Origin of the sequence: Pantoea sp. EABMAA-21 (genome assembly GCF_030053335.1) — a bacterium.
GTDB lineage: Bacteria > Pseudomonadota > Gammaproteobacteria > Enterobacterales > Enterobacteriaceae > Pantoea > Pantoea communis.
In genome coordinates this window covers 1-24,549 of sequence record NZ_JASGBX010000015.1, presented here as the reverse complement: position 1 = coordinate 24,549, position 24,549 = coordinate 1, and the positions used below count along the sequence as shown (strand labels likewise).

The window sequence follows — 24,549 nt, the reverse complement described above, 5'->3', positions numbered from 1 at the left end:
TGCCCGCCCTTACTCACTACGATCGATCGCCATAAAATCCCCGACAAATTTCTGCAACAGACGCGCCAGCTCGGTGCGCTCGCTATCCTGCCAGTTCTCAAACAGATGCTGATAAATCTGCGCCCGTGCGGCATCGATTTTATCCGTCATCGCTTTGCCAGTGGCGGTAATGACCGCTTCGTTTACGCGTTTGTCTTTGGCATTTTTCTGTCGTTGCGCTAACCCCAGCTCTTCCAGTTTCGCCACCTGACGGCTCACGGTGGTGTAATCGCGTCCGGCGCGCTCTGCCAGTTCCACCACGCCAATCGGTCCAAAGCGGCCAATCTGAATCAGCAGCGGAAATAGCGCACGATCGAGTTGAATATTGGACTCTTTTATTAGTAATTCATCACGTTGCGGGCGATTAAAAGTACCCACAATCATCAGCAGCGCATTATGCAGATCGTCGAACTCTGCACTATTATGTGTATTTTGCACACTTTTCATTGACGTCATCCCGAGGCAGAACTAATGTGTGCATATTACACATATATTCCGATTATCTGAAGGAGAAAGCATGAAAGCAGCTATCGTTTCTGCAGCGGGCGAACAGCCGGTTTACGCTGATTTCCCTGAACCGCAAGCCGATGAACAACATGTTATTGTCAGCGTTAAAGCAGCTGCCGTCAGTCAACTGGCGAAAGCACGCGCTTCTGGCAAACACTACAGCGCCACCACGCATTACCCTTTTATCACCGGCATTGACGGCACCGGTACACTCAGCAACGGCGATCCGGTCTATTTTCTCGCCTTTGATGCGCCCTGGGGCAGCATGGCGGAAAGAACCCTGGTTCCAGCCACTGCCATTGTGCCTCTGCCCGCCTCACTCGATCCGGTGCTGGCAGCCGCCATCGCCAATCCGGGCATGTCCTCCTGGGCAGCATTGACGCGCCGGGCGCAGTTGCAGCCAGGTGAAACGGTGCTGATCAATGGCGCCACCGGCACCTCAGGTGGACTAGCGGTACGCATTGCCCGCCATCTCGGCGCGGGCAAAATCATCGCCACTGGTCGCAATCGTGAAGTACTGGATCAACTGCGTGCCCAGGGCGCGGACATCACCCTGACGCTGGATGAGTTGCCCGGCGCACTGCCCGCACTGATGAAAGAAGGTATCGATATCGTGCTGGATTACCTGTGGGGCCAGAGTGCACTTGATATCATGCAGGCGGCTGTCGCGGGTGGAGAGAAATCGGTGCGCTTCGTGCAAATCGGCTCGCTGAGTGGCCAGGAGATTACCCTGCACAGCAAGCTGTTGCGCTCATCGGGTCTGACATTAATGGGCAGCGGTCTGGGTAGCGTATCCGATGCGGATCTGATCGCCTGCATCAGCGAAATGTTGAATGCCGCGGCGGAGAGTGATTTTTCGGTCGCTTTCCAGATGCGCCCGTTGCGTGAAGTGACTCAGGCATGGCAGGAAGATGATAGCCGCAGCCGTACCGTGTTTACGCTTTAAATCAATGCAAGTGAAAAGGGGCATTGCAAACGATTGCTTTCACACCGCAACCGTTTAAAATCGCCCCTTTGTTGTCATTGAGAACGCGCACCATGTCCGTCAATACCGCTGAATCTCATCAGTCAGCCCGTCCAAAGAGTGAACTGATTTACCGCCTCGAAGATCGTCCACCGTTGCCACAAACGCTGTTTGCTGCCTGTCAGCATCTGCTGGCGATGTTCGTTGCTGTGATTACCCCTGCACTGTTGATCTGCCAGGCGCTGGGCTTACCGGCTCAGGATACGCAGCACATTATCAGCATGTCGCTATTTGCATCGGGTGTGGCTTCGATCCTGCAAATCAAAACCTGGGGACCGGTGGGTTCGGGTTTGCTCTCCATTCAGGGCACCAGCTTTAACTTTGTGACACCGCTGATTATGGGTGGCATGGCGCTGAAAAATGGCGGTGCCGATGTCCCGACCATGATGGCCGCGCTGTTCGGTACGTTGATGGTGGCGTCCTGTACCGAAATGGTGCTGTCACGCGTTCTGCATCTGGCGCGTCGTATTATTACCCCGCTGGTTTCCGGCATTGTGGTGATGATTATTGGCCTGTCACTGATTCAGGTCGGCCTGACCTCGATTGGCGGTGGCTTCGCGGCGATGAGCGATCACACTTTCGGCGCACCAAAGAACCTGCTGCTGGCTGGCGCGGTATTGGTGGTGATTATCCTGCTCAACCGTCAGCGAAATCCCTACCTGCGTGTGGCTTCACTGGTGATCGCGATGGCGGTCGGTTATGCGTTGGCATGGGCGCTGGATATGCTACCTGCCACCAGCGCGCCCACCGATCAACCGCTGGTGGCGGTACCGACACCGCTCTATTACGGTCTCGGTTTTGACTGGAACCTGCTGATCCCGTTGATGCTGGTGTTTATGGTGACCTCGCTGGAAACCATCGGCGATATCACTGCCACCTCGGATGTGTCAGAGCAACCGGTGAGCGGCCCACTGTATATGAAGCGCTTAAAAGGCGGCGTGCTGGCTAATGGCCTCAACTCATTTGTATCCGCATTGTTCAATACGTTTCCGAACTCCTGCTTTGGGCAGAACAATGGCGTGATCCAATTGACCGGCGTTGCCAGCCGTTATGTGGGCTTTGTCGTGGCACTGATGCTGATCGTGCTTGGCCTGTTCCCGGCGGTGAGTGGTTTTGTGCAGCACATTCCTGAGCCAGTGCTGGGTGGTGCCACCATCGTGATGTTTGGCACGATTGCGGCATCGGGTGTACGCATCGTTTCGCGCGAGCCGATGAACCGTCGCGCCATTATGATCATCGCACTGTCGCTGGCCGTTGGCCTGGGTGTTTCACAGCAACCGCTGATTCTGCAATTCGCCCCGGACTGGCTGAAAACCCTGCTCTCCTCAGGCATTGCTGCCGGTGGTATCACCGCAATCGTGCTTAACCTCGTCTTTCCACAGGAAAAGTAACCCTTAAGGCAGGCTACGGCCTGCCTGTTATTTATCCGCTTTTACATCCAGGCTGTTGAGCTGTAACGGTAATTCAGGCATAACAACCTCTTACCGGATAAATATCGGGATGGATGGATGCGATGAAATTTTTAGGCAAGTTTTTCCTTACCTTACTGCTGCTGATTCTGCTGGGGCTGGTTGTCCTGTATGTCTTGCTACAGACACAGTGGGGCGCAGGTTGGTTTAGCCGTTGGGTAAGTGATAAGACCGCCTGGCATCTTTCCCTCAGCAAGATAGAGCACAACTTCTCTTCTCCCTCGCACATCATGCTGGATGATTTCAGCTTTGGGCACGATGGTCAGCCAGCGGTGTTGGTGGCCAAGCGCGTCGATCTTGGACTGGCGCTGGTGCAATTCAGTGACTGGCTGCATTTTGATAGCATCGACGTGCGTGATGGCGAGATTAACCTCGCGAATCAGACGCCCGATACCACGCTGCCTATCCAGACCAATCGCCTGCAACTGAACAACGTGCGCATTGATAGCCCGCACAGCATGCTGCCGATGATCGCTGAACGGGTTAATGGAGGAATTATCCCGTGGAAACCGACCCCGACGGATATGCTGGGCAGCGATGCACAGTTCCAGATGAGCGCAGGCAAGCTGACGCTGAATGGTGTTCCAGGCAACAATGTGCTGCTGCAGGGAAGTGTGAAGCAGCACCGCATGATATTCAGCAATATTGGGGCCGATCTCGCGCGTGGTTCGATGACCGGTAACGCCGAGCGCGACGCGCAGGGTAACTGGAAGATTGATCAGCTACGTCTTAACGATATCCGCCTGCAGACCCATCAAAATCTGAGTGATTTCCTCAATCCTCTGCGCGACGTGCCGTCAGTGAGCATCAATCGCCTGGATATGACCGATGCCCGACTGCAAGGGCCCGATTGGGCTGTCACCGACCTCGATTTAACCCTGAAGAACATCACGCTGCGTGGAGATGACTGGCAAAGCGATGATGGCTCACTGTCGATGAATGCCGGTAACTTCATTAATGGTGGCTTTGAGCTTAACGATCCGATTGTGAATGCCAACTTCTCGGCGCAGGGCATTGAATTGGCCCAGTTCAGTTCACGTTGGGCCAATGGCGTGATCCGTGCCAGCGGCAACTGGACGCGCAGCGATAAACGCCTGACGCTGAATGATTTAGCCATTGCCGGGCTGGAATATACCTTACCGCAGAACTGGCGCGACCGCTGGCAGCAAGCGTTGCCATCATGGCTGGATAGCGTGCTGGTGACACACGCTACGGCCAATCGTAATCTGGTGATCGACATCAACCCTGCTTTCCCATTCCAGATGACCGCGCTGGATGGTAACGCCGATAACCTGCTACTGGCACGCCAGCATCAGTGGGGAATCTGGGGCGGTAAAGCGAGCTTTAACGCGGCGGAAGCAACGTTTAATCGCACCGATCTGCGCCATCCCTCCATTGCCTTTAATGCTAACGATCAGCAGATTCAGGTGACGGAAATGAGCGCCTTCAACGGTAACGGTTTGCTGGAAGGGACGGCGAGTGTTGGCCAGGATGCACAGCGTCCATTGACGCTGAATCTCAAAGGTCAGGCGGTGCCAGCCAATGTGTTGCAGAACTGGGGCTGGCCTGCGTTGCCTCTTAGCGGCAACAGTAATCTTTTGCTACAGGTGAAAGGTTCATTGAGTGCTGCCGCGCCATTGCGCCAAAGTGTTGAGGGTAATGTATCCGTGACCACCGATACACAATCGGTGCAGCAGACGATGCATGCGGGTCAGGTTCAATAGATTGTCAGCAAACGGTAGCGATGCGAGGAATGCCGCGTATCAGTAGCGACACCCTGTCGCTCACCGATGCGCCATTCTTCGCGCTGCTACCGATTAAGGTTGAAGATGGCTAAAACGTAATCTGCACGCATTAATTAATGCGTGCACCCGAGCCACCCTCTTCTAATGCACCCTCTGCATCGGCTGGCAGTACGATATATACCCCTTCAAACACCGCACCCAGCTCATCGTCACCAAACAGTTCCACTTCCATCTGCACGCGTGCTTTACGACCACGCGCCAGACGGTCAAGGTCGCCACTCAGTGATCCCAGGTCGGCAATTGCACCCGGACGCCCACTAATGGGCTTACTGTAACGAATATGAGCATCGGCAAGGATGATAGTGCCGCCGAGATGCCGCTCGCGCAGTAATAGCCAAATCAGCCCCCAGCCTGTGAGCGTAGCCAGTGAGAACAAACTGCCAGCAAATAATGTGTGGTGCGGGTTCTGGTTGCCGGTTTCTGGCATGGTAGTAACGAACTTCTGCCCGGTATATTGCAGAATGCGCACGCCCATTTTCTCACTGAGCGGAATATGCTCGTACCAGGCCTGCTGCAACTGACCACACCAGTCAGCGCGGTGCAGAATGTCATCCAGTGTTACCACCGGTTTGATCATCAGGAAATGGCGCACCGGCGTGGTTTGTGGCGCGGTGATTTCTCCCTGATTGACATAGCCCAGCTTGGCGAAGAACTCCACGGCGTCTTCACGCGCGCTACAGGTCACGCGCTTCGCCCCCTCCTGACGCGCAACGGATTCCAGCGTCATCGCCACCAGCGTCCCTAATCCTTTGCCCTGCACCGAAGGGTGTACGGCCAGGAAGCGGATGGCCGCTTCGTTTTCCGCATTGATATAGAGACGTCCAACCGCAACAGGATCGCCCTGCTCATCGACCACCATCTGATGATGCGCCAGTGCATCCCAGGCATCACGCTCAGAACCCTGCGGCTGACGCAGCGGCTTACGTAACATTTCCCAGCGGAACTGATAATAAGTATCCAGTTCTTCCGCCGTTTGCGGCACACGAAGATGATACATAAAGTGATTCTCTCGTTCGGAGCTTGCGTGGCTGATCCCTGGCCGCTCGGCTGAAAACCTCACACCTGCAACCAGAAGGTCACTGGGCCATCATTCACCAGCGAAACCTGCATGTTGGCAGCAAAACGACCGTTCGCCGTGGTCACACCCTGTGCCCGGCAACAATCGCTGAAATAGTGATAGAGACGCTCGGCTTCCGCCGGTTCGGCACCACCCGAGAATGAGGGACGCATGCCTTTGTTGGTGTCGGCGGCAAGTGTGAATTGCGAAACCACCAGCACGCTGCCACCGGCCTGCTGTACGTTCAGGTTCATTTTGTCGTTCTCATCACCGAAGATGCGATAACCCAGCACGCGTTCAGATAAGCGCTGTGCCTTTTGCTCATCATCGCCCTTCTCCACCCCTAATAACACCAGCAAACCGGCGCCAATCTCGCCCACCGTCGCGTCATCCACCACGACGCTGGCGCGACTGACGCGCTGAATCAAAGCAATCATGTTTCCTCTCGTTCTTTTTCGCGTTCCTGCTGTTTTAGCTGGCGATAGTCATCCAGGGTGACGGTGATTTCCGCGCCTAACAACACAATACACCAGGTCCAGTAAACCCATAAAAACAGAATCGGGATGACTGCCAGTACGCCGTAAATTAATTGATACGAAGGGAACATCGTAACATAGAGCGCAAACCCTTTTTTGCCCAGCTCAAACAACAGCCCGGCGACAATCGCGCCGACCAGTGCATCACGCGTTGGCACACGGCGCGTTGGGACGATGCTGTAGAGCAACCAGAACGCGAGGATGGCGAGCACCAGAGGGAAGATGCGTAACACCTGATCGATAAGGCTGGTGACGCCGGTGACGTTGACCCAGCGTAGCGATAACAAGTAAGAGCTGATGGCCAGACTGGCACCCGCCAGTATCGGGCCGAGCGTCAGGATCATCCAGTAGACGGCAAAGGAGTAAACCATTGGCCGTGGTTTAGTACTGCGCCAGATCGCGTTGAGTGCGCTGTCCACCGAGTGCATCAGCAACAGCGCGGTCACGATCAATCCGACAATCCCTACCGCTGTCATTTTATTGACGTTGGCCACAAACTGGTCGAGATAGCGCTGGATAACATCACCGGCTGCCGGCATAAAGTTGCTGAAGATGAAATGCTTAAGCTGGACGCTGATCTCCGAAAACATCGGGAAAGCGGCAAAAAGCGCAAACACCACGGCGATCAGCGGCACCAAAGCCAGCAATGAGACGTAGGCCAGATTCCCGGCCTGCGTCGTCATGTTGTCTTCATCAACTCGGCGCCAGAGCAGTTTAACCCACAGGAAAAACGCGTGTGCCGAGTGACGCAAATGGTTACGTGTTACCACTCAGCGACGGCTCGCGAACCAGTCCGGCACGGTTTTCGCGTCTTCCACCAGCACGCTCTCTATACCTAGCGCGCGCGCGGCATCAATGTTGGCGCGATTATCATCAAAGAACACCGCTTGATCGGCGGTATAGCCTTCGTGCTCAAGCACATATTGATAGATACGCGCTTCTGGCTTACGCATGCCTATGTCTTGCGACATATAGACGTGATCGGCGGCCTGTTGCACTTCCGGATACTGCGTTGGCCAGAACTCAAAGTGCAACTGATTGGTGTTGGACAGGATTACCACGCGCTCACCGTTGGCGCGCAGTGTGTTCATGATCGCCAGCGTTTCCGGACGCACCCCGACAAACACCGCCTGCCAGCCCGCGGTGAATTGCGGATAGCTTAAGGCGATATCCAGTTGATCACAGATACGCGCCGCAAACTCGGGATCGCTGATCTCACCACGTTCGTGTTTCTCGAACGCCTCATCCATCTGGAAGCGACTTTGTAAGGTCGCCAGCGGCACACGTCCCAGGTCACTCCAGACGCCGAGCACGCGATTAAAATCGATATCAACAATCACATTGCCTAAATCAAAGATGTACAGCATGACGCCTCTCCTTCTATTCCCTGGATCATTCACTTTAGCGGCAAAAAGCATGACTGAACAGGTACGATGAGGGGGAAATAAGCGTTCTGGAATCGGGGACAACTTTCACAAAGCGAGCGTTGCAGCGGGTTGCAGGCACAAAAAAGCCCCGCGATGCGGGGCTTAAATATCAGACTGTTTCGCTTACTCTTTACCGCCGCGAGACGCACGCTTACGGTCGTTCTCGGTCAGGTGACGTTTACGAATACGGACTGACTGCGGAGTCACTTCTACCAGTTCGTCATCATCGATGAACTCGATAGCCTGCTCCAGCGTCATTTTCTGCGGTGGAACCAGAGTGGTCGCTTCATCAGTACCTGACGCACGCATGTTGGTCAGTTTCTTACCGGTCAGGCAGTTAACTGTCAGGTCGTTAGAACGGCTGTGAATACCGATGATCTGGCCTTCATAAACCTCAGCACCGTGACCCAGGAACAGCTTACCGCGATCCTGCAGGCTGAACAGTGCGAATGCGACTGCTTTACCCTGGCCGTTAGAGATCAGTACACCGTTCTGACGCTGGCCCACTTCGCCTGGACGCACATCGTCGTAGTGGCTGAAGGTGGAGTACAGCAGGCCAGTACCTGAAGTCATGGTCATGAATTCGTTACGGAAGCCGATCAGGCCGCGGCTTGGGATCATGTAGTCGAGACGTACACGGCCTTTGCCATCTGGATCCATATTTTTCAGATCGCCTTTACGCTCACCCATCGCCTGCATCACAGAACCCTGGTGGGTTTCTTCGATGTCGAGGGTCACGTTTTCGAATGGCTCTTGTTTACGGCCTTCGAATTCGCGGAAGATAACTTTCGGACGGGATACCGCCAGTTCGAAACCTTCACGACGCATGTTCTCGATCAGAACAGACAAGTGCAGCTCACCACGACCAGACACACGGAATGCGTCTGAATCTTCGGTTTCTTCAACACGCAGTGCCACGTTGTGCACCAGCTCTTTGTTCAGACGCTCCAGGATCTGGCGCGAAGTCACATACTTACCTTCTTTACCGCAGAAAGGTGAAGTGTTGACGTTAAAGAACATGGTTACGGTTGGCTCATCAACGCTCAGGGCTGGCAGCGCTTCAACCTTCTGCGTGTCGCAGATGGTGTCAGAGATGTTCAGCTCGCCCAGACCGGTCACAGCGATGATATCGCCTGCTTCAGCCTCGGCACTCTCGATACGTTCCAGACCCAGGTGGCCCAGTACTTTACCGACTTTACCGTTACGGGTTTTGCCTTCGCTATCAATGATAGTGACTTGCTGGTTCGGCTTGATTTTACCGCGCTTGATGCGGCCAATGCCGATAACGCCCAGGTAGTTGTTGTAGTCCAGCTGCGAGATCTGCATCTGCAGTGGGGCTTCAACTTCAACCTGTGGTGGAGAAACACGATCCACAATCGCCTGGTACAGCGGGGTCATGTCGTCTGCCATGTCGTTGTGATCCAGACCGGCGATACCATTCAGCGCTGACGCATAAATGATAGGGAAGTCCAGCTGCTCGTCAGTCGCGTCGAGGTTAACGAACAGGTCAAACACCTGATCAACAACCCAATCAGGACGCGCGCCCGGACGGTCAACTTTGTTGATGACTACAATCGGCTTCAAACCATGAGCAAAGGCTTTTTTGGTTACGAAGCGGGTTTGCGGCATAGGGCCATCCATCGCATCTACAACCAGCAGCACCGAATCCACCATGGACATAACACGTTCCACTTCACCACCGAAGTCGGCGTGTCCTGGGGTATCAACGATGTTGATACGGTAGTCGTTCCATTTGATGGCGGTGTTTTTTGCGAGGATGGTAATCCCACGCTCTTTCTCCAAATCGTTGGAGTCCATTACGCGCTCAGTCGCTTCGGTACGAGCATCAAACGTACCAGACTGTTGTAACAGCTTGTCAACCAGGGTGGTCTTACCATGGTCAACGTGCGCGATGATGGCGATGTTACGCAAATTTTCGATCACAGCTTTGCCTCAGGCATTATAGAAATAACGCGGTATTGTACACGGATTAAGCGAAAGACTGAACATGATCACAGTATTCCCTTAAAGTTTATCTTAGTGCTGTTTTTTAGCACCAATAACGGTGCATTAATCTGCACTGCGATGGGGTTTTGCACCTTTTTGGGGCGAAAATTAATCTATGAAGCACCAAATTAGTGCACATCATCCATACTGGTGCAGTGACCGACTCACGAAAGAGCGCGTCACAGCGCCATTTTTACCATTGTAATAAAGTTGGCACAGAATTCGCTTTATATCTTTCAAGCGAAAACGACAGTTATACAACGGTTGAAAAGAGCTTGCCGAGATCTTGGTTAGGGGTGGTCAGTAAGCGTGACACATTCCAGGCAACGAAGTTCTCTCACCATGACGATTATGACCATTTCCAGGAGAGTTTAAGTATGTCCGCTGAACACGTCCTCTCGATGATGAACGAGCACGAAGTTAAGTTTGTTGACCTGCGTTTTACCGATACCAAAGGTAAAGAACAGCACGTTACTATCCCTGCTCACCAGGTTAACGCTGACTTCTTCGAAGAAGGCAAAATGTTCGATGGCTCATCCATCGGTGGCTGGAAAGGCATTAACGAATCAGACATGGTGCTGATGCCGGATGCGACCACTGCAGTTATGGATCCTTTCTTCGAAGATCCAACGCTGATCATCCGTTGTGACATCCTCGAGCCAGGCACGCTGCAGGGCTACGACCGTGACCCACGCTCCATTGCTAAACGTGCAGAAGAGTTCCTGCGTTCTTCAGGCATCGCGGATACCGTGCTGTTTGGACCAGAGCCAGAGTTCTTCCTGTTCGATGACATTCGTTTCGGTTCTTCTACTTCAGGTTCACACGTGGCTATCGATGATATCGAAGCGGCATGGAACACCGGTAAAGAATACGAAGGCGGTAACAAAGGTCACCGTCCAGGTCTGAAAGGCGGTTACTTCCCGGTTCCACCAGTCGATTCATCTCAGGACATCCGTTCTGCTATGTGTCTGACCATGGAGCAGATGGGCCTGGTGGTTGAAGCTCACCACCACGAAGTTGCTACTGCTGGTCAGAACGAAGTGGCTACCCGCTTCAACACCATGACCAAAAAAGCTGACGAAATTCAGATCTACAAATACGTAGTGCACAACGTTGCTCACGCGTACGGCAAAACTGCAACCTTCATGCCTAAGCCAATGTTCGGCGATAACGGTTCTGGTATGCACTGCCACATGTCCCTGTCAAAAGGCGGCGTGAACCTGTTCTCTGGCGACAAGTACGGCGGCCTGTCTGAAACTGCTCTGTTCTACATCGGCGGTATCATCAAGCACGCTAAAGCGATCAACGCCCTGGCTAACCCAACCACCAACTCTTACAAGCGTCTGGTCCCGGGTTACGAAGCACCTGTTATGCTGGCTTACTCAGCACGTAACCGTTCAGCTTCAATCCGTATCCCAGTGGTTGCGAGCCCGAAAGCGCGTCGTATCGAAGCACGCTTCCCGGATCCAGCGGCTAACCCGTACCTGGCCTTCACCGCGCTGCTGATGGCGGGTCTTGATGGTGTTATCAACAAGATCCACCCTGGCGATGCGATGGACAAAAACCTGTATGACCTGCCACCGGAAGAAGAAGCTGAGATTCCAAAAGTTGCAGGTTCTCTGGAAGAAGCATTGAACGCACTGAACGAAGACCGCGAGTTCCTGACCCGTGGCGGCGTGTTCACTGATGACGCTATCGACGCGTATATCGAACTGCGTAAGCCAGAAGTTGACCGCGTGCGCATGACTCCGCACCCAGTTGAGTTCGAACTGTACTACAGCGTTTAATTTAAAAAATTTCAGCGCATTTCACGCCGCTGATTGGCGGCGTAAATAACCTGAACGTTTTTTTGTTGCCGTGGAAACTTTAGCCCATCTCCGGATGGGCTTTTTTCACCGCGAATTCATCGTTCGAATGATAGTTTTCAGTCCCAAAAGGCTATAATGCACTAAATTAGTGCAGAGGAACGCTGTATGGCAACTGGCACATTGCCCGACGCGGGGCAGATTCTTAACTCTCTAATCAACAGTATTTTGCTGGTCGATAACGATCTGGTTATCCATTATGCCAACCCGGCAGCGCAGCAATTACTGGCACAAAGCTCACGCAAATTGTTCGGCACGCCATTACCGGAATTAACCGGCTATTTTTCGCTGAATATTGAGGTGATGAGCGAGAGTCTTGGAGCAGGCCAGGGCTTTACCGACAGCGAAGTGACGTTAGTGGTCGATGGCCGCGCGCACATTATGTCGCTGACCGCACAGCGTCTACCCGATGGTCTTATCTTGCTGGAAATGGCGCCGATGGATAATCAACGCCGTCTCAGCCAGGAACAGCTGCAACATGCTCAGCAGGTCGCTGCACGTGATTTAGTGCGCGGACTGGCGCATGAAATTAAAAACCCGCTCGGAGGTTTACGCGGCGCTGCGCAGTTATTAACGCGTGCTCTGCCCGATCCTTCGCTGCATGAATATACCCGGATTATTATCGAACAGGCGGACCGACTGCGTAATCTGGTTGATCGTTTACTGGGGCCCCAACAGCCCGGTATGCACGTCACACAAAGCATTCATCAGGTGGCGGAGCGCGTGGTGAATCTGGTCTCGATGGAGCTGCCGGACAATGTCTCGCTGGTGCGTGATTACGACCCGAGCCTGCCCGAGCTGCCACACGATCCCGATCAGATTGAGCAGGTGCTACTCAACGTAGTGCGTAATGCGTTGCAGGCGCTGGGTGACGAAGGTGGCACTATCGTGATCCGCACCCGTACCGCGTTTCAGCTGACGCTGCACGGCACCCGTTATCGCCTGGTGGCACGTATTGATATCGAAGATGATGGCCCTGGGATTCCTGCTCAGCTACAGGACACGCTGTTCTATCCGATGGTGAGTGGTCGTGAAGGAGGCACCGGTTTAGGTCTCTCCATCGCCCGCAGTCTGATCGATCAGCATTCAGGAAAAATAGAATTTAACAGTTGGCCAGGACACACCGAATTCTCGGTTTACCTGCCTATTCGCCAGTGAGGTTTCTATGCAACGAGGGATAGTCTGGATCGTCGATGACGATAGCTCCATCCGCTGGGTGCTTGAACGTGCGCTCACTGGAGCCGGTTTGAGCTGCGCGACATTTGACAGCGGCAATGAGGTGCTGGATGCACTCTCAAGTAAAACCCCAGATGTATTGTTATCGGATATTCGCATGCCGGGCATGGATGGACTGGCGCTGCTGAAACAAATTAAACAGCGTCACCCAATGCTACCGGTCATCATAATGACCGCGCATTCGGATCTTGATGCCGCCGTCAGCGCATATCAACAAGGCGCGTTCGATTATCTGCCCAAGCCGTTTGATATTGATGAAGCGGTCGCGCTGGTTGAACGTGCGATCAGTCACTATCAGGAACAGCAGCAGCCGCGTAATCAACCGGTGAGCGGCCCGACAACCGACATCATTGGCGAAGCGCCGGCGATGCAGGATGTGTTTCGCATCATCGGCCGTTTGTCGCGATCTTCCATCAGCGTGCTGATTAATGGTGAATCGGGTACCGGTAAAGAGTTAGTGGCGCATGCTCTGCATCGTCACAGCCCGCGTGCCAAATCACCGTTTATCGCGCTGAATATGGCGGCAATCCCGAAAGACCTGATCGAATCCGAATTGTTCGGGCATGAGAAAGGGGCCTTTACCGGGGCGAATCAGATCCGTCAGGGCCGTTTTGAACAGGCCGATGGGGGCACGCTGTTTCTTGATGAAATAGGTGATATGCCGCTCGACGTGCAAACCCGCTTGCTGCGCGTGTTGGCCGATGGCCAGTTCTATCGCGTGGGCGGCTACGCACCGGTGAAAGTGGATGTGCGTATTATCGCGGCAACCCACCAAAACCTTGAGTTGCGCGTGCAGGAAGGCAAGTTCCGTGAGGATCTGTTCCATCGCCTGAACGTGATTCGTGTGCACTTACCGCCGCTGCGTGAGCGTCGCGAAGATATCCCACGTCTGGCGCGCTACTTCCTGCAAGTCGCCGCGCGTGAGTTGGGCGTCGAAGCGAAGATTCTGCATCCGGAAACCGAAACCGCGCTGACGCGCCTGCATTGGTCCGGTAACGTACGCCAGCTGGAAAATACCTGCCGCTGGTTAACCGTGATGGCTGCAGGCCAGGAAGTACTGATTCAGGATCTGCCGCCGGAGCTGTTTGAGTCGAGCACGCCGGACAATCCAGTGCAGTCTCTGCCGGATAGCTGGGCCACCTTGCTGGCACAATGGGCGGACCGCGCGCTGCGTTCCGGTCATCAAAACCTGCTCTCTGAAGCGCAGCCGGAGATGGAGCGCACGCTGCTCACCACCGCCCTGCGTCACACTCAGGGACACAAGCAGGAAGCCGCACGTTTGTTGGGTTGGGGTCGTAATACCCTGACGCGTAAACTGAAAGAGCTCGGAATGGAATAAGTGAGAATCAGGGGAGCGCGATGCTCCCCTGAATTTTTATATCACCCGCGAGAATTGCTGCATGCGAGCCTTTTGGCGCAAATAACGATCGAAGCACATGCAGATGTTACGAATCAGTAAACGCCCAATTCCTGTGACATGCAGACTACGCCCACGCCGTTCCAGCAAACCATCCGCCATCAAAGGTGCCAGTAACGCTAAATCTTCCGCAAAATAGGTTTCGAAGGTGATCGGCCACTGCGCTTCAATCGCCGCGAAATCTAATGAGAAATGACAAATCAGCGTTTTGATGACATCACGGCGCAGACAGTCATCGTCGCTTAGTGTCAAACCACGCCATAGCGCGTTCCCGCTCTGCTCCACGCTGGCATAGTATTCTTTCAATTCTTTTTGGTTCTGAGCATAACTGTCTCCCAGCATACTGATCGCTGAGACGCCGAATCCCACCAGCTCAGTCTCGCCTTGCGTGGTGTACCCCTGAAAATTGCGGTGCAGTTCACCCGCACGTTGCGCAATGGCCAGCTCATCATCCGGTTTGGCAAAGTGATCCATCCCGATGAACTGATAGCCTGCATCCGTTAGGGTGCCAATGGTTTGCTGCAGGATTTGCAGCTTCTGTTCCGCACCAGGTAGCTCTTCATCTTTGATTTTGCGTTGTGCAGCAAACAGCGTCGGCATGTGCGCGTAATTGAATACGCTGAGACGATCGGGATTAAGCGCGATGACTCGCTGTAAGGTGAAGGCAAAGCTTTCGGGCGTCTGGAGCGGCAGGCCGTAAATCAGATCCAGGCTGACTGAGCGGAATCCTCGCGCACGCGCGCGCTCGACCAGCCCGAAGATAGTCTCTTCATCCTGCACGCGATTGACACGCTCCTGCACCGCCTTATTGAAGTCCTGCACACCCATACTCAGGCGATTAAAACCTTCAGCACGCAGATGATCGATCATCGCCAGCTCAATTTCGCGTGGATCGACTTCGATCGACATCTCAACGTCATCAGCAATCTCAAAATGGCCACGCAGCAGCGCCACCAGACGGCTGACCTGAGCTTGATTGAGAAAGGTTGGCGTACCACCGCCCCAGTGCAATTGCGTGACGCGGCGTCCGGCAAACAGCGGCGCACGCTGGCGGATTTCCTGCTCCAGCACATCCAGATAGCGATCGGCCTTGTGCAGCTGGCGCGTCACAATCTTATTACAGCCGCAGAAGTAGCAAAGGCGATGGCAGAACGGAATATGGACATACAGCGACAGGGAACGTTGAGGATAGCGTTCAACCGCAAACTGGAAGCTTGCCTCGCCAAAGTTCTCATTGAACTCCAGCGCAGTGGGATATGAGGTGTAGCGCGGACCCGCGTAATTGTATTTTTCAATCAGCCGTTGGTCCCATTCAATCTGCTGCGATGACATGCTCACTCCTTACGGTGACGTCGTTTGAGGGAGGGTCGCGTTGCAGAAGAGGAGAGATAGCGGTGAGCCGTACGCCGGCGTAAACGCGACTTCAGACGCGACAGGCGACGAAGTTTAAACAATAACCACAGGAGATAACATGTCAGCAGCAGCGCTAAAATTGATCCAGGCCAAAGCATCAGCGAATACCTGTTTAGCGCGGCATGCGCAAATGCGCATGCCGATCAAAAATGACTTAGTTGCCTTTTAACAAGCGCATCATATCGACTTCGGCTTGTTCATCTTCAGCACCATCATCCAACGCGATACCGAGGGTTTCCATCAGTTCGTCAATGCGATCCAGCGTCTGATCGAGCCATGCCTGATCTTCAGCGCTGAGTGTCTCACCACTTTCCAGACGATCCAGTAAGGTGTCGAGGCGTTCATCATTTTCCAGCTTCGCCAGCTCTTCTTCCGGTGTCAGACGAACCTTCTCCGCTTTCGGCCTGGCTTTCGCTACCGGCTTTTTCTCCGGTACGGTTTTACCATCGGCCACCAGCGCAACCGGTTTTTTACTGCCAGTACGTGGATCGGCATTTTTCTGACCCTGGCCTTTGCCAGCGCCTTTGGTTTCCGGGTTAGCACGGCTGCCCGCTTTATGGCCGCTGTGCTTTTTATCGCGTTTACGATCGCGTGCTTCCTGGTTCAGTTCTTCACGCGATTTGCGTTTGGCTTTAGCAGCAGGTTTGCCACGCTGGGCTGGTGCAGGTTGCTTCATGGTGTCCGGTCTCGGCGATTTTTCTTCAGTATAGAATTGCGGCGAAATCTAGCAGAAAGATGACAAAGAAAAAAGGCGATAGCCTATGCTATCGCCTTATTTCGCACCTTCTACTGAAGGAATAACGGTATAAATCCTTTACAGCTCTCAACGTCCCGGTTGCTCCTTCGCCTCATCGCTCCTGCGAGTAATCCTTTTCCTTGTCCGACTCATACCTGAATCACATCCTGCCATGCTCCTGGTCATCCCCGACACTCCTGAGCGCATCATCCTGATGGGTGCTGCCGTGCACTGACACCAAATGTAGACCAATCAGTAAAATGAACAAGTAAGACATGTCTTTAATTTAGAGCGATAATTTTCAATATCTATTTATCTTATTGAAAATATTACGATATCCAACACATGAACATTCTATTAATCGGTAATGACTGGCAGTAATTCTCGTCGATCTCTTACAAAGTGGCGCGTTAAGACGCTATCGGGCACTTTTGCGCCATAACAGGTATAATCAGCCCAATTGAACGAATCACTTTGCTGGAGCTTTACTTTGTCTGCTTTGAATTATCACATGACCCACTTCGTGCTCAGCGCCCCGGATATTCGCCATTTACCGGCAGATGTGGGCATTGAGGTCGCGTTTGCCGGACGCTCTAACGCAGGCAAATCCAGCGCGCTGAATACCATCACCAACCAGAAAAGCCTGGCGCGTACCAGTAAAACGCCAGGTCGTACTCAGCTCATCAACCTGTTCCAGGTCGTCGAGGGGAAAACCCTGGTCGACTTACCGGGTTATGGCTACGCCGAAGTCCCGGAAGAGATGAAACGTAAATGGCAGCGTGCGCTGTCTGAATATTTGCAGAAGCGCCAGGCACTGAAAGGCCTGGTGGTGCTGATGGATATTCGCCATCCACTGAAAGACCTCGATCAGAATATGATTGAATGGGCAGTCCAGAGCGGCATCCCTGTACTGGTGCTGTTAACCAAAGCAGATAAGCTGGCATCTGGTGCACGTAAAGCGCAGCTCAAACTGGTGCGTGAGGCAGCATTAAGTTTTATGGGTGATGTGCAGGTAGAGATGTTCTCGTCACTCAAGAAGATCGGCGTTGATATCGTTCGTCAGAAACTGGATAGCTGGTTCAGTGAACTGGAACCGGCGCAGGAAGATGAAGAAGCCCCTTCTGAGTAATGTGAAGCGCGGGTTTACGACCCGCTTTTCAGAAAAAGCCCAATAAAAAACGCCCCAGTCATAAATGACTGGGGCGGCTAAATATTCAGCCAAATCCGATTACGTGAAGTAAAAGGTCTGAAAGATAGAACATCTTACCTCTGTACCCTACGCGATGAACTTTACCTGATTTTTCCTGACCAACAAAGGGTTTTTTGTTGTTAAGTTTCAGGATTCCACATCTTTTTTACCGGGTCCGTCACACTTTGGCTTAAGGCGTGTAGTTTAATTACTAAAAAAATGCTTAGCCGATAGGCAGTTACAAAATGCGCATTTAACAAGCGGCTTTACATCGTTGCTGAACCGATTAAGTAAACTTTTTTCTTATGGCGATGTCAGCGGCATAGATATACCGCCGACAACGTTCCTTAGTGCGCCTGGTCCCAGTTATCGCCCGTTCCCACTTCAACCTGCAGCGGTACATCAAGTTTCATGCTGCTCTCCATCAGTTGGCGGATCGTCGCACTCGCACTCTCTACCGCGTCTTTGTGGATTTCAAACACCAGTTCATCGTGTACCTGCATGATCATCTTCACAGCGTCATCCTGCTGTTGCAGTAACCAGCCATCTACAGCGATCATCGCGCGTTTGATAATGTCCGCTGCGGTGCCCTGCATCGGGGCGTTAATCGCCGCGCGCTCTGCCGCCTTACGACGAATGGCGTTGCTGGAGCTGATGTCCGGAAGCCACAGGCGGCGACCATCCAGTGTCTCCACGTAGCCCTTATCGGCCGCCTGGGTGCGAGTCTCTTCCATGTAACGCAGTACGCCCGGATAACGCTCAAAGTAGAGATCCATATACTTTTTCGCTTCGCCAGCACCGATATTCAACTGGCGCGACAGACCGAAGGCACTCATGCCATAAATCAGACCAAAGTTAATTGCCTTGGCACTGCGGCGTTGCTCACCTGAAACCTTGCTCAGCGCAACACCAAAGACTTCTGACGCTGTCGCGCGGTGAATGTCTTCACCCTGCGCAAACGCATCCAGCAGGCCTTTATCCTGCGACAGATGCGCCATGATGCGCAGTTCAATTTGCGAGTAGTCAGCCGCAACGATGCGATTATCTTTATCTGCGATAAAAGCCTGACGAATACGACGGCCTTCATCGTTGCGCACTGGGATATTTTGCAGGTTGGGATCGGTAGATGAGAGACGTCCGGTGGCCGTGACCGCCTGATGATAAGAAGTATGCACGCGGCCGGTAATCGGATTGATCATCAAAGGCAATTTGTCGGTATAAGTCGACTTCAGCTTAGACAGGCCACGATGCTCCAGAATCACTTTGGGCAGCGGATAGTCCAGCGCCAGTTCAGCCAGCACTTCTTCGCTGGTTGACGGTGCGCCACCCGGCGTTTTTTTAGTGGGCTTGATACCCTGCTTTTCAAACAGAATGGTTTGCAGCTGTTTGGTGGAGGAGAGATTAAACGGCTCGCCTGCCAGTTCGTGCGCTTTCAACTCCAGTTCCGCCAGACGTGCGGTCAGCTCCTGCGAATGTTTGGCCAGGATGTTTTGATCGATCAATACGCCGTTGCGTTCAATGCGTGAAATCACGGTCACCAGCGGCATCTCGATATCGGTGAAGACCTGCTTCGGACCCGCTTCCTGCTCCAGCTTCGGCCACATCTGCAGATGCAACTGCAGCGTGACATCTGCGTCTTCTGCAGCGTAATGAGCGGCCTGCTCGATAGCAATCTGGTTGAAGGTCAGCTGATTTTTTCCTTTACCGGCAATCTCTTCGAAGGTGACGGTTTTATGGTTCAGCCAGCGCGAAGCCAGGCTATCCATATCATGTTTGCCGCCGACGCTGCTCAGGCAATAAGATTCCAGCATGGTGTCGAATTTAATGCCGTTCAGCTCAATATCGTAGTTCTTCAGCACGCCACGATCGTATTTGAGGTTCTGGCCGACTTTTGCAGATTTAGCGTCTTCCAGTAGCGGTTTTAGCTTTTTCAACACGTCGCTGCGGTCGAGTTGTTCTGGCGCATCAAGATAGTCATGGGCCACCGGAAGATAAGCGGCTTCACCGGGCGCAACCGCAAAGGAGAGGCCGACAATGTTGGCACTCCAGCTATCCAGAGAATCGGTTTCCAGATCGAAGGCAAAGAGTTCTGCTTTATTCAGTTTTTGCAGCCACTCGTCGAAGGTTGCCTCATCCAAAATGGTGACGTAGCCGTCAGATGACAGCACGCTAGCGGTTTCCGCCACCGCAGCCACAGGTTCAGTCGCCAGCGATTTCTGCGCCTGCACATTGCTCTTTTTGCCCTGCAACCAGGTGCCGTCCTGTAAATCTGTGATCCAGCGTTTGAATTCATAACGGCCGAAAAGATTTTGCAGCTTTTCAACGTCCGGTTCGTTAACGGTGAGTTGCTCACAACCCAGTTCCAGTTCTACATCCGTTTTGATGGTCGCCAGCTGATAGGACAGGAATGCGACTTCGCGATTCTGCTCTAGCTTCGCTGCCATGGTCTTCGCGCCACGGAACGAGAGATCCGCCACTTTATCCAGGTTGTCGTAAATCGACTGCATACCGCCCAGGCCCTGCAGCAGCGCCTGTGCCGTTTTCTCACCCACGCCAGGCACACCCGGAATGTTATCCGAGCTGTCACCCATCATGGCAAGGAAATCGATAATCAATGAAGGCGGCACACCGTATTTTTGCTCAACCTCTTCCGGGCCCAACACGGTGTTGGTCATGGTATTAATCAACGTAATGCCCGGCGTGACCAGCTGCGCCATATCCTTATCACCGGTACTGATCAGCACTGCACGGCCCTGCTTTTCTGCTTCCAGTGCCAGAGTACCAATCACATCATCAGCCTCAACGCCGGTCACCGCCAGCAGCGGTAATCCCATCGCTTTGACCATCTCGTGCAGCGGCTCGATCTGTGCACGCAGATCGTCGGGCATTGGCGGACGATGCGATTTGTAGTGCTCGAATAATTCATCGCGGAAAGTTTTGCCTTTCGCATCGAAGACCACGGCCACATGGCTCGGCTGATACTGCATCAGCAAACTTTTCAGCATGTTGAGCACACCGTACATCGCGCCCGTGGGCTCGCCTGCACTGTTGGTCAGCGGCGGAAAGGCATGATACGCCCGGTAGAGATAAGAGGATCCGTCTACCAGAATCAGGGGATTTTCTGCAATTTGCGCCATAGGTTCGTATTTTCTTCGTTGCGATAATGAGGGCTATAAGGATGCCACAACCAGAGAGGAATGTTGAATCAGAGCAGAGATGTCAGGATCTTTTTCGTTGTTACGCGGAGTGGATCGCAAGGATCGGTCTGTGGATAACTTTGTGCGTAAAATTCATAACGTATTGTTATTTACGCTTATTGCAATCATTTTACAGATAAAAGTTATTGTTTTTCAATTTGTTATTAACTTACCGTGATGAAGCGCGCCTTTTTGAAAAGGTGATCGTCCATGTGGATATTAAGCGGAGGGTTAACGGGGATATCATTATTACGTCATGGGAAAGGGAGTAAAAACGCCGACATCGCCGGCGTTTATTCGAGCTTAATTACTTCTTCTCAACCAGGAATTTCACTACGTTGGCATAATCGGCAACGAAATTGTCCATAGAGCTGGTGTCCAGGCCGCCGTTGTTCACCATGTATTTGCCGTTAACGAAGATAGCTGGCACGCCCTGCAGATTAAGATCGGCTGCCGCTTTCTGCTGCTGGGCGACCAACGCTTTTACCGCAAAGCTATTCCAGGCTGCATCATAATCTTCTGATGAGATGCCAGCAGCCTGGATGAAGGTGGCTTTCAGGCTCGCCGCATCGGTAATGGTTTGGGTTTTCTGAATACCGTCAAAGATCGGTGCAGTGACTTTGCTTTCCACGCCCAGCGCCATCGCGACCGCCCAGGCTTGAGTCACAACAGGACCGAAGTCTCCGCCGAGGAAATCAACGTGATATTTAGTCACTTTAGTGTCTGCTGGCAGGTTCTTTTTCACGGCATCACTCACGTGATAGACGCGTTCGAACTGGTAGCAGTGCGGGCAGAAGAAGGAGAAGAACTCCAATACCTGTGGCTCACCAGCAACCGGCTTTGGCAGCGTGACGAATTGTTTGCCGTCATTGAACTGTGCCGCTGAGGCGCCAAATGCCAGCATTAAACCTACCAGCGCAAACATAATCTTTTTCATCGTGAAAAAATCTCCTGAGTACTTCATTAAAATTGCGGGCTAAGCTGCAACGGGGGTTGATGTAACAGCCTCTCCTGCTCGATAAATAGTGCAATCTGTCGGCGCCAGAAATCCTCATCGGTCATCCAGGGAAAGGCGCGCGGAAAAGCCGGGTCCTGCCAGCGGCGTACCACCCAGGCCAAATAATAAACCATGCGCATAGCGCGTAAAGGCTCAATCAGTGACAATTCATGTAAATCAAAGTCACTGAATTCATTATAAGCTTCCAGCAGAATATCCCACTGAATCAGCTGTTCCTGACGATCGCCGTTTACCAGCATCCACAGATCCTGCACTGCAGGCCCGTTGCGTGCATCGTCAAGATCGACAAACATCGGGCCATCGCGCCACAGGATATTACCTGGATGGCAGTCGCCATGCAGCCTGAGCGGCTGCCATTTATCATGCCAGCGCTGCTGTAGGGTGCCGATAAGTTTATCAACGGCATTCAGCAGCGCATCCTTCAAGGCAGCCGGTACCAGCGTACTTTGCTCCAGCTCCTGGCGAGGTTGTAAGACATACTCTTCCAGGCCGAAGGTTGGACGCTGTTGAAACAAGCTCTGGCGGCCTGTTTGATGGATGCGACCGAGAAAGCGGCCCACCCACTCCATCTGTTCTTCATTATCGGTTTCATACTGTCGCCCACCCAGGCTTGGGAAAACGGCAAACATAAAACCAGCATGGTGATTCAGCGTACTGCCCTGCAGTGCCAGTGGTGCTGCAACAGGCACTTCATCGGCCAGCAGATCATGCGTGAACTGGTGCTCTTCCAGAATTTGTTGCGCACTCCAGCGTTGTGGCCGATAGAACTTAGCCACATAGCGACGTTTGTCGTCATCACTAAACTGATAGACACGGTTTTCGTAGCTATTGAGGGCGGTTAAGCCGGATTCGACACGCAGACCCGCATCCCAAAGTGCATCCAGGATGACATCGGGGTCCAGCGTCTGGAAATTAAAGGCGGCTTCGCTCATCATTTTGCCTGTGTGTTACCGTTGCAAGGAATGCGCAAGGATAACACTACTCATCATCCTTAATCACACCGCGTGCACGTAATAGCGCGGTTTTGAAGTCCACTTCATAATCCTTTTTCAGTCCGGGAATTTCCGCATCGCAGCCAGCGTCACGCATTTTGAGATGGTAAATCAATATGTCATCGGTTAATTCACTTAATGGGCCACTGAAGCCTGATTCCTGCGCCAGTTTCTGTAAAAATTGCAGCAGGTTAAGGTCAGACTCCTTTTGCCAGGCCGGTTGCAGGAGTTCGAACAATTCATTAAGTCGGTGATATTTCATCATTGATTCCTCTATGCAGTGGTAGGCTGCCGTTATGCAAGTATCGTCCAGTATGATCAAGGAGACGAAAATGACCGCATTTACCGGCGTGATCCTCGCAGGTGGGCAAGGCAGTCGTATGGGTGGCCAGGATAAGGGGCTGCTGGAATTGCAGGGCAAACCGCTTTATCAGCACGTTCTGCAGCGATTGATGCCGCAGGTCAATATTGTGTTGATAAGCGCCAACCGTAACATTGATCGTTATCAGGCCAGCGGTTGTCAGGTCGTTACCGATTCGATGCCAGACTATCCTGGACCACTGGCTGGCATATTAAGTGGTTTGCAGCACAGCAAAACCGAGTGGGTCGCCTTTTGTGCTTGTGATACGCCCTGGTTACCAGAGGACTTCGTTGCACGTTTATGGCAGCAGCGCGGTGCGGCACCTGCGGTGTGGGTACGATCAACGCAGCGTGATCATCCTGCATTGGCACTGGTCAATCGATCACTGGCCGACGATCTGGAAGCCTGGCTGCTTCGTGGTGAGCGGCGTTTAATGCAGTTTCTGCGTGAACATGGTGGGCATGCCGTGACGTTCACAGATTCTGAGGCAGCTTTCCGCAACATTAATACGCCCGACGATTTAGTTGATGGGGAAAAGCAGTGATGAGCGTGCCTTTACTGGCGATCGTTGCGTGGAGTGGCACCGGAAAAACCACTTTGCTGCAACAGGTGATACCGCTGCTTAAGGCTCGCGGTATTCGTTCTGGGTTAATCAAACATACCCATCATCAAATGGACATTGATACGCCGGGAAAAGATAGCTATCTGCTGCGAAAAGCAGGTGCCGATCAGGTGATTGTTGCCAGTACTCAGCGCTGGGCATTGATGTGTGAAACCCCTGATCAGACGTTGAATCTGGCGGAACTGGTCGCGCGGATGGACAGTCCCGCGCTGGATCTGGTGCTGGTTGAGGGCTTTAAAGATGAGCCAGTACCCAAAATCGCGCTGTGGCGGCGTGGTGTCAAAGGGGAATTTGCTGATTTACTGGATGAATACGTGGTTGCGCTGGCCAGCGATGAGAACTTAACGATCGACCGCCCACTTCTCGATATTAATCAGCCGGTTAAGGTTGCTGATTTTATTGAAAAATGGCTGAGAAAAGGTCAGTAACCCGGGGTTTTATGATCGTCTGGCTAAACTTCAGGCGTCAGTTTCAGACGTAAAACAACCCTGATTTCGCCGATCTGCAGACGTAAAAAAACCCTGAACTTTCGTTCAGGGTTTCTTCACTTATTTAATGCCTGGCAGTTCCCTACTCTCGCATGGGGAGGCCCCACACTACCATCGGCGCTACGGCGTTTCACTTCTGAGTTC

Annotated in this window: 22 protein-coding genes and 1 rRNA gene; 9 read left to right on the top strand and 14 right to left on the bottom strand. The window is 53.0% G+C overall.

The genetic code is table 11. The features are described 5' to 3' along the window. Nucleotides 1–9: 9 nt before the first annotated feature. Complete coding sequence (locus QMZ65_RS19560; protein WP_249221772.1) at nucleotides 10–495, bottom strand: MarR family winged helix-turn-helix transcriptional regulator; 486 nt, start codon at nucleotides 493–495, stop codon at nucleotides 10–12. Nucleotides 496–556: 61 nt separating this feature from the next. Here QMZ65_RS19560 and QMZ65_RS19555 point away from each other — a divergent pair, with 61 nt between their 5' ends. From QMZ65_RS19555 to QMZ65_RS19545, 3 genes are all read left to right on the top strand, one after another. Then, a complete protein-coding gene (locus QMZ65_RS19555; protein ID WP_097119642.1) occupies nucleotides 557–1,492 on the top strand; it encodes a quinone oxidoreductase family protein in 936 nt (311 codons plus the stop codon). Nucleotides 1,493–1,584: 92 nt separating this feature from the next. Then, the gene (locus QMZ65_RS19550; RefSeq protein ID WP_283216531.1) at nucleotides 1,585–2,961 is read left to right on the top strand and encodes a nucleobase:cation symporter-2 family protein; all 1,377 of its coding nucleotides are present in this window, start codon (nucleotides 1,585–1,587) and stop codon (nucleotides 2,959–2,961) included. A gap of 122 nt (nucleotides 2,962–3,083) precedes the next feature. Next, nucleotides 3,084–4,763, top strand: a complete 1,680-nt coding sequence (locus QMZ65_RS19545) for an AsmA family protein (protein WP_283216530.1) — start codon at nucleotides 3,084–3,086, stop codon at nucleotides 4,761–4,763. 130 nt (nucleotides 4,764–4,893) lie between these two features. Here the strand turns inward: QMZ65_RS19545 and fabY are convergent, their stop codons facing one another. The 5 genes from fabY to typA all read right to left on the bottom strand — a co-directional run bounded on the left by fabY (nucleotide 4,894) and on the right by typA (nucleotide 9,808). After that, complete coding sequence (gene fabY / locus QMZ65_RS19540; RefSeq protein ID WP_034823865.1) at nucleotides 4,894–5,841, bottom strand: fatty acid biosynthesis protein FabY; 948 nt, start codon at nucleotides 5,839–5,841, stop codon at nucleotides 4,894–4,896. Nucleotides 5,842–5,900: 59 nt separating this feature from the next. Next, nucleotides 5,901–6,338, bottom strand: a complete 438-nt coding sequence (gene dtd, locus QMZ65_RS19535; protein WP_034823876.1) for a D-aminoacyl-tRNA deacylase — start codon at nucleotides 6,336–6,338, stop codon at nucleotides 5,901–5,903. Then, nucleotides 6,335–7,207 carry a virulence factor BrkB family protein gene (locus QMZ65_RS19530; RefSeq protein ID WP_045815735.1) on the bottom strand — a complete coding sequence of 291 codons (873 nt, stop codon included), beginning with the start codon at nucleotides 7,205–7,207 and terminating at the stop codon, nucleotides 6,335–6,337. Before QMZ65_RS19530 ends, dtd begins: the two co-directional genes overlap by 4 nt. Further along, on the bottom strand, nucleotides 7,208–7,804 hold the full coding sequence (gene yihX / locus QMZ65_RS19525; protein ID WP_038644008.1) for a glucose-1-phosphatase: 597 nt from the start codon (nucleotides 7,802–7,804) through the stop codon (nucleotides 7,208–7,210). Between the two features lie 183 nt (nucleotides 7,805–7,987). Further along, nucleotides 7,988–9,808, bottom strand: a complete 1,821-nt coding sequence (typA, locus tag QMZ65_RS19520; protein WP_034823899.1) for a ribosome-dependent GTPase TypA — start codon at nucleotides 9,806–9,808, stop codon at nucleotides 7,988–7,990. 440 nt (nucleotides 9,809–10,248) lie between these two features. On the opposite strand from typA, the gene glnA reads away from it, so the two are divergent. From glnA to glnG, 3 genes are all read left to right on the top strand, one after another. Further along, entirely contained in the window at nucleotides 10,249–11,658 is a 1,410-nt protein-coding gene (gene glnA, locus QMZ65_RS19515; protein ID WP_097119640.1) for a glutamate--ammonia ligase, read from the top strand. Nucleotides 11,659–11,844: 186 nt separating this feature from the next. Continuing rightward, nucleotides 11,845–12,894, top strand: coding sequence for a nitrogen regulation protein NR(II) (gene glnL, locus QMZ65_RS19510; protein WP_034823903.1), 1,050 nt, complete (start codon nucleotides 11,845–11,847; stop codon nucleotides 12,892–12,894). Nucleotides 12,895–12,901: 7 nt separating this feature from the next. After that, nucleotides 12,902–14,311: a nitrogen regulation protein NR(I) gene (gene glnG, locus QMZ65_RS19505; protein ID WP_034823905.1), complete on the top strand. Its 1,410-nt coding sequence runs from the start codon at nucleotides 12,902–12,904 to the stop codon at nucleotides 14,309–14,311. A 36-nt stretch (nucleotides 14,312–14,347) separates the two neighbouring features. On the opposite strand, the gene hemN is transcribed toward glnG, so the two are convergent. After that, nucleotides 14,348–15,721 (bottom strand): oxygen-independent coproporphyrinogen III oxidase, encoded by a 1,374-nt coding sequence (hemN, locus tag QMZ65_RS19500; RefSeq protein ID WP_097119639.1) that lies wholly within the window; start codon nucleotides 15,719–15,721, stop codon nucleotides 14,348–14,350. Between the two features lie 235 nt (nucleotides 15,722–15,956). Then, nucleotides 15,957–16,478, bottom strand: coding sequence for a Der GTPase-activating protein YihI (gene yihI, locus QMZ65_RS19495; protein ID WP_034823909.1), 522 nt, complete (start codon nucleotides 16,476–16,478; stop codon nucleotides 15,957–15,959). 550 nt (nucleotides 16,479–17,028) lie between these two features. Here yihI and yihA point away from each other — a divergent pair. Then, nucleotides 17,029–17,667, top strand: coding sequence for a ribosome biogenesis GTP-binding protein YihA/YsxC (gene yihA, locus QMZ65_RS19490; protein ID WP_097119637.1), 639 nt, complete (start codon nucleotides 17,029–17,031; stop codon nucleotides 17,665–17,667). 85 nt (nucleotides 17,668–17,752) lie between these two features. Here the strand turns inward: yihA and spfP are convergent, their stop codons facing one another. The 5 genes from spfP to QMZ65_RS19470 all read right to left on the bottom strand — a co-directional run bounded on the left by spfP (nucleotide 17,753) and on the right by QMZ65_RS19470 (nucleotide 23,196). Then, nucleotides 17,753–17,800, bottom strand: a complete 48-nt coding sequence (spfP, locus tag QMZ65_RS25395) for a small protein SpfP (protein WP_071892919.1) — start codon at nucleotides 17,798–17,800, stop codon at nucleotides 17,753–17,755. Nucleotides 17,801–18,074: 274 nt separating this feature from the next. Beyond that, a complete protein-coding gene (polA, locus tag QMZ65_RS19485; RefSeq protein WP_283216529.1) occupies nucleotides 18,075–20,864 on the bottom strand; it encodes a DNA polymerase I in 2,790 nt (929 codons plus the stop codon). A gap of 367 nt (nucleotides 20,865–21,231) precedes the next feature. Beyond that, nucleotides 21,232–21,861, bottom strand: a complete 630-nt coding sequence (gene dsbA / locus QMZ65_RS19480; RefSeq protein WP_034823914.1) for a thiol:disulfide interchange protein DsbA — start codon at nucleotides 21,859–21,861, stop codon at nucleotides 21,232–21,234. 26 nt (nucleotides 21,862–21,887) lie between these two features. Next, nucleotides 21,888–22,874 (bottom strand): serine/threonine protein kinase, encoded by a 987-nt coding sequence (locus QMZ65_RS19475; RefSeq protein ID WP_038643999.1) that lies wholly within the window; start codon nucleotides 22,872–22,874, stop codon nucleotides 21,888–21,890. Nucleotides 22,875–22,920: 46 nt separating this feature from the next. Beyond that, entirely contained in the window at nucleotides 22,921–23,196 is a 276-nt protein-coding gene (locus tag QMZ65_RS19470; protein WP_283216549.1) for a YihD family protein, read from the bottom strand. Nucleotides 23,197–23,266: 70 nt separating this feature from the next. Between QMZ65_RS19470 and mobA the strand changes: the two genes are divergently transcribed. Both mobA and mobB read left to right on the top strand, forming a co-directional pair. Then, complete coding sequence (mobA, locus tag QMZ65_RS19465) at nucleotides 23,267–23,839, top strand: molybdenum cofactor guanylyltransferase MobA (protein ID WP_211729405.1); 573 nt, start codon at nucleotides 23,267–23,269, stop codon at nucleotides 23,837–23,839. Beyond that, nucleotides 23,839–24,345 carry a molybdopterin-guanine dinucleotide biosynthesis protein MobB gene (mobB, locus tag QMZ65_RS19460; RefSeq protein ID WP_283216528.1) on the top strand — a complete coding sequence of 169 codons (507 nt, stop codon included), beginning with the start codon at nucleotides 23,839–23,841 and terminating at the stop codon, nucleotides 24,343–24,345. The genes mobA and mobB overlap by 1 nt, the downstream gene beginning before the upstream one ends. Nucleotides 24,346–24,474: 129 nt before the next feature. Here mobB and rrf read toward each other — a convergent pair. Continuing rightward, nucleotides 24,475–24,549, bottom strand: a 5S ribosomal RNA gene (gene rrf, locus QMZ65_RS25390); the annotation flags it as partial.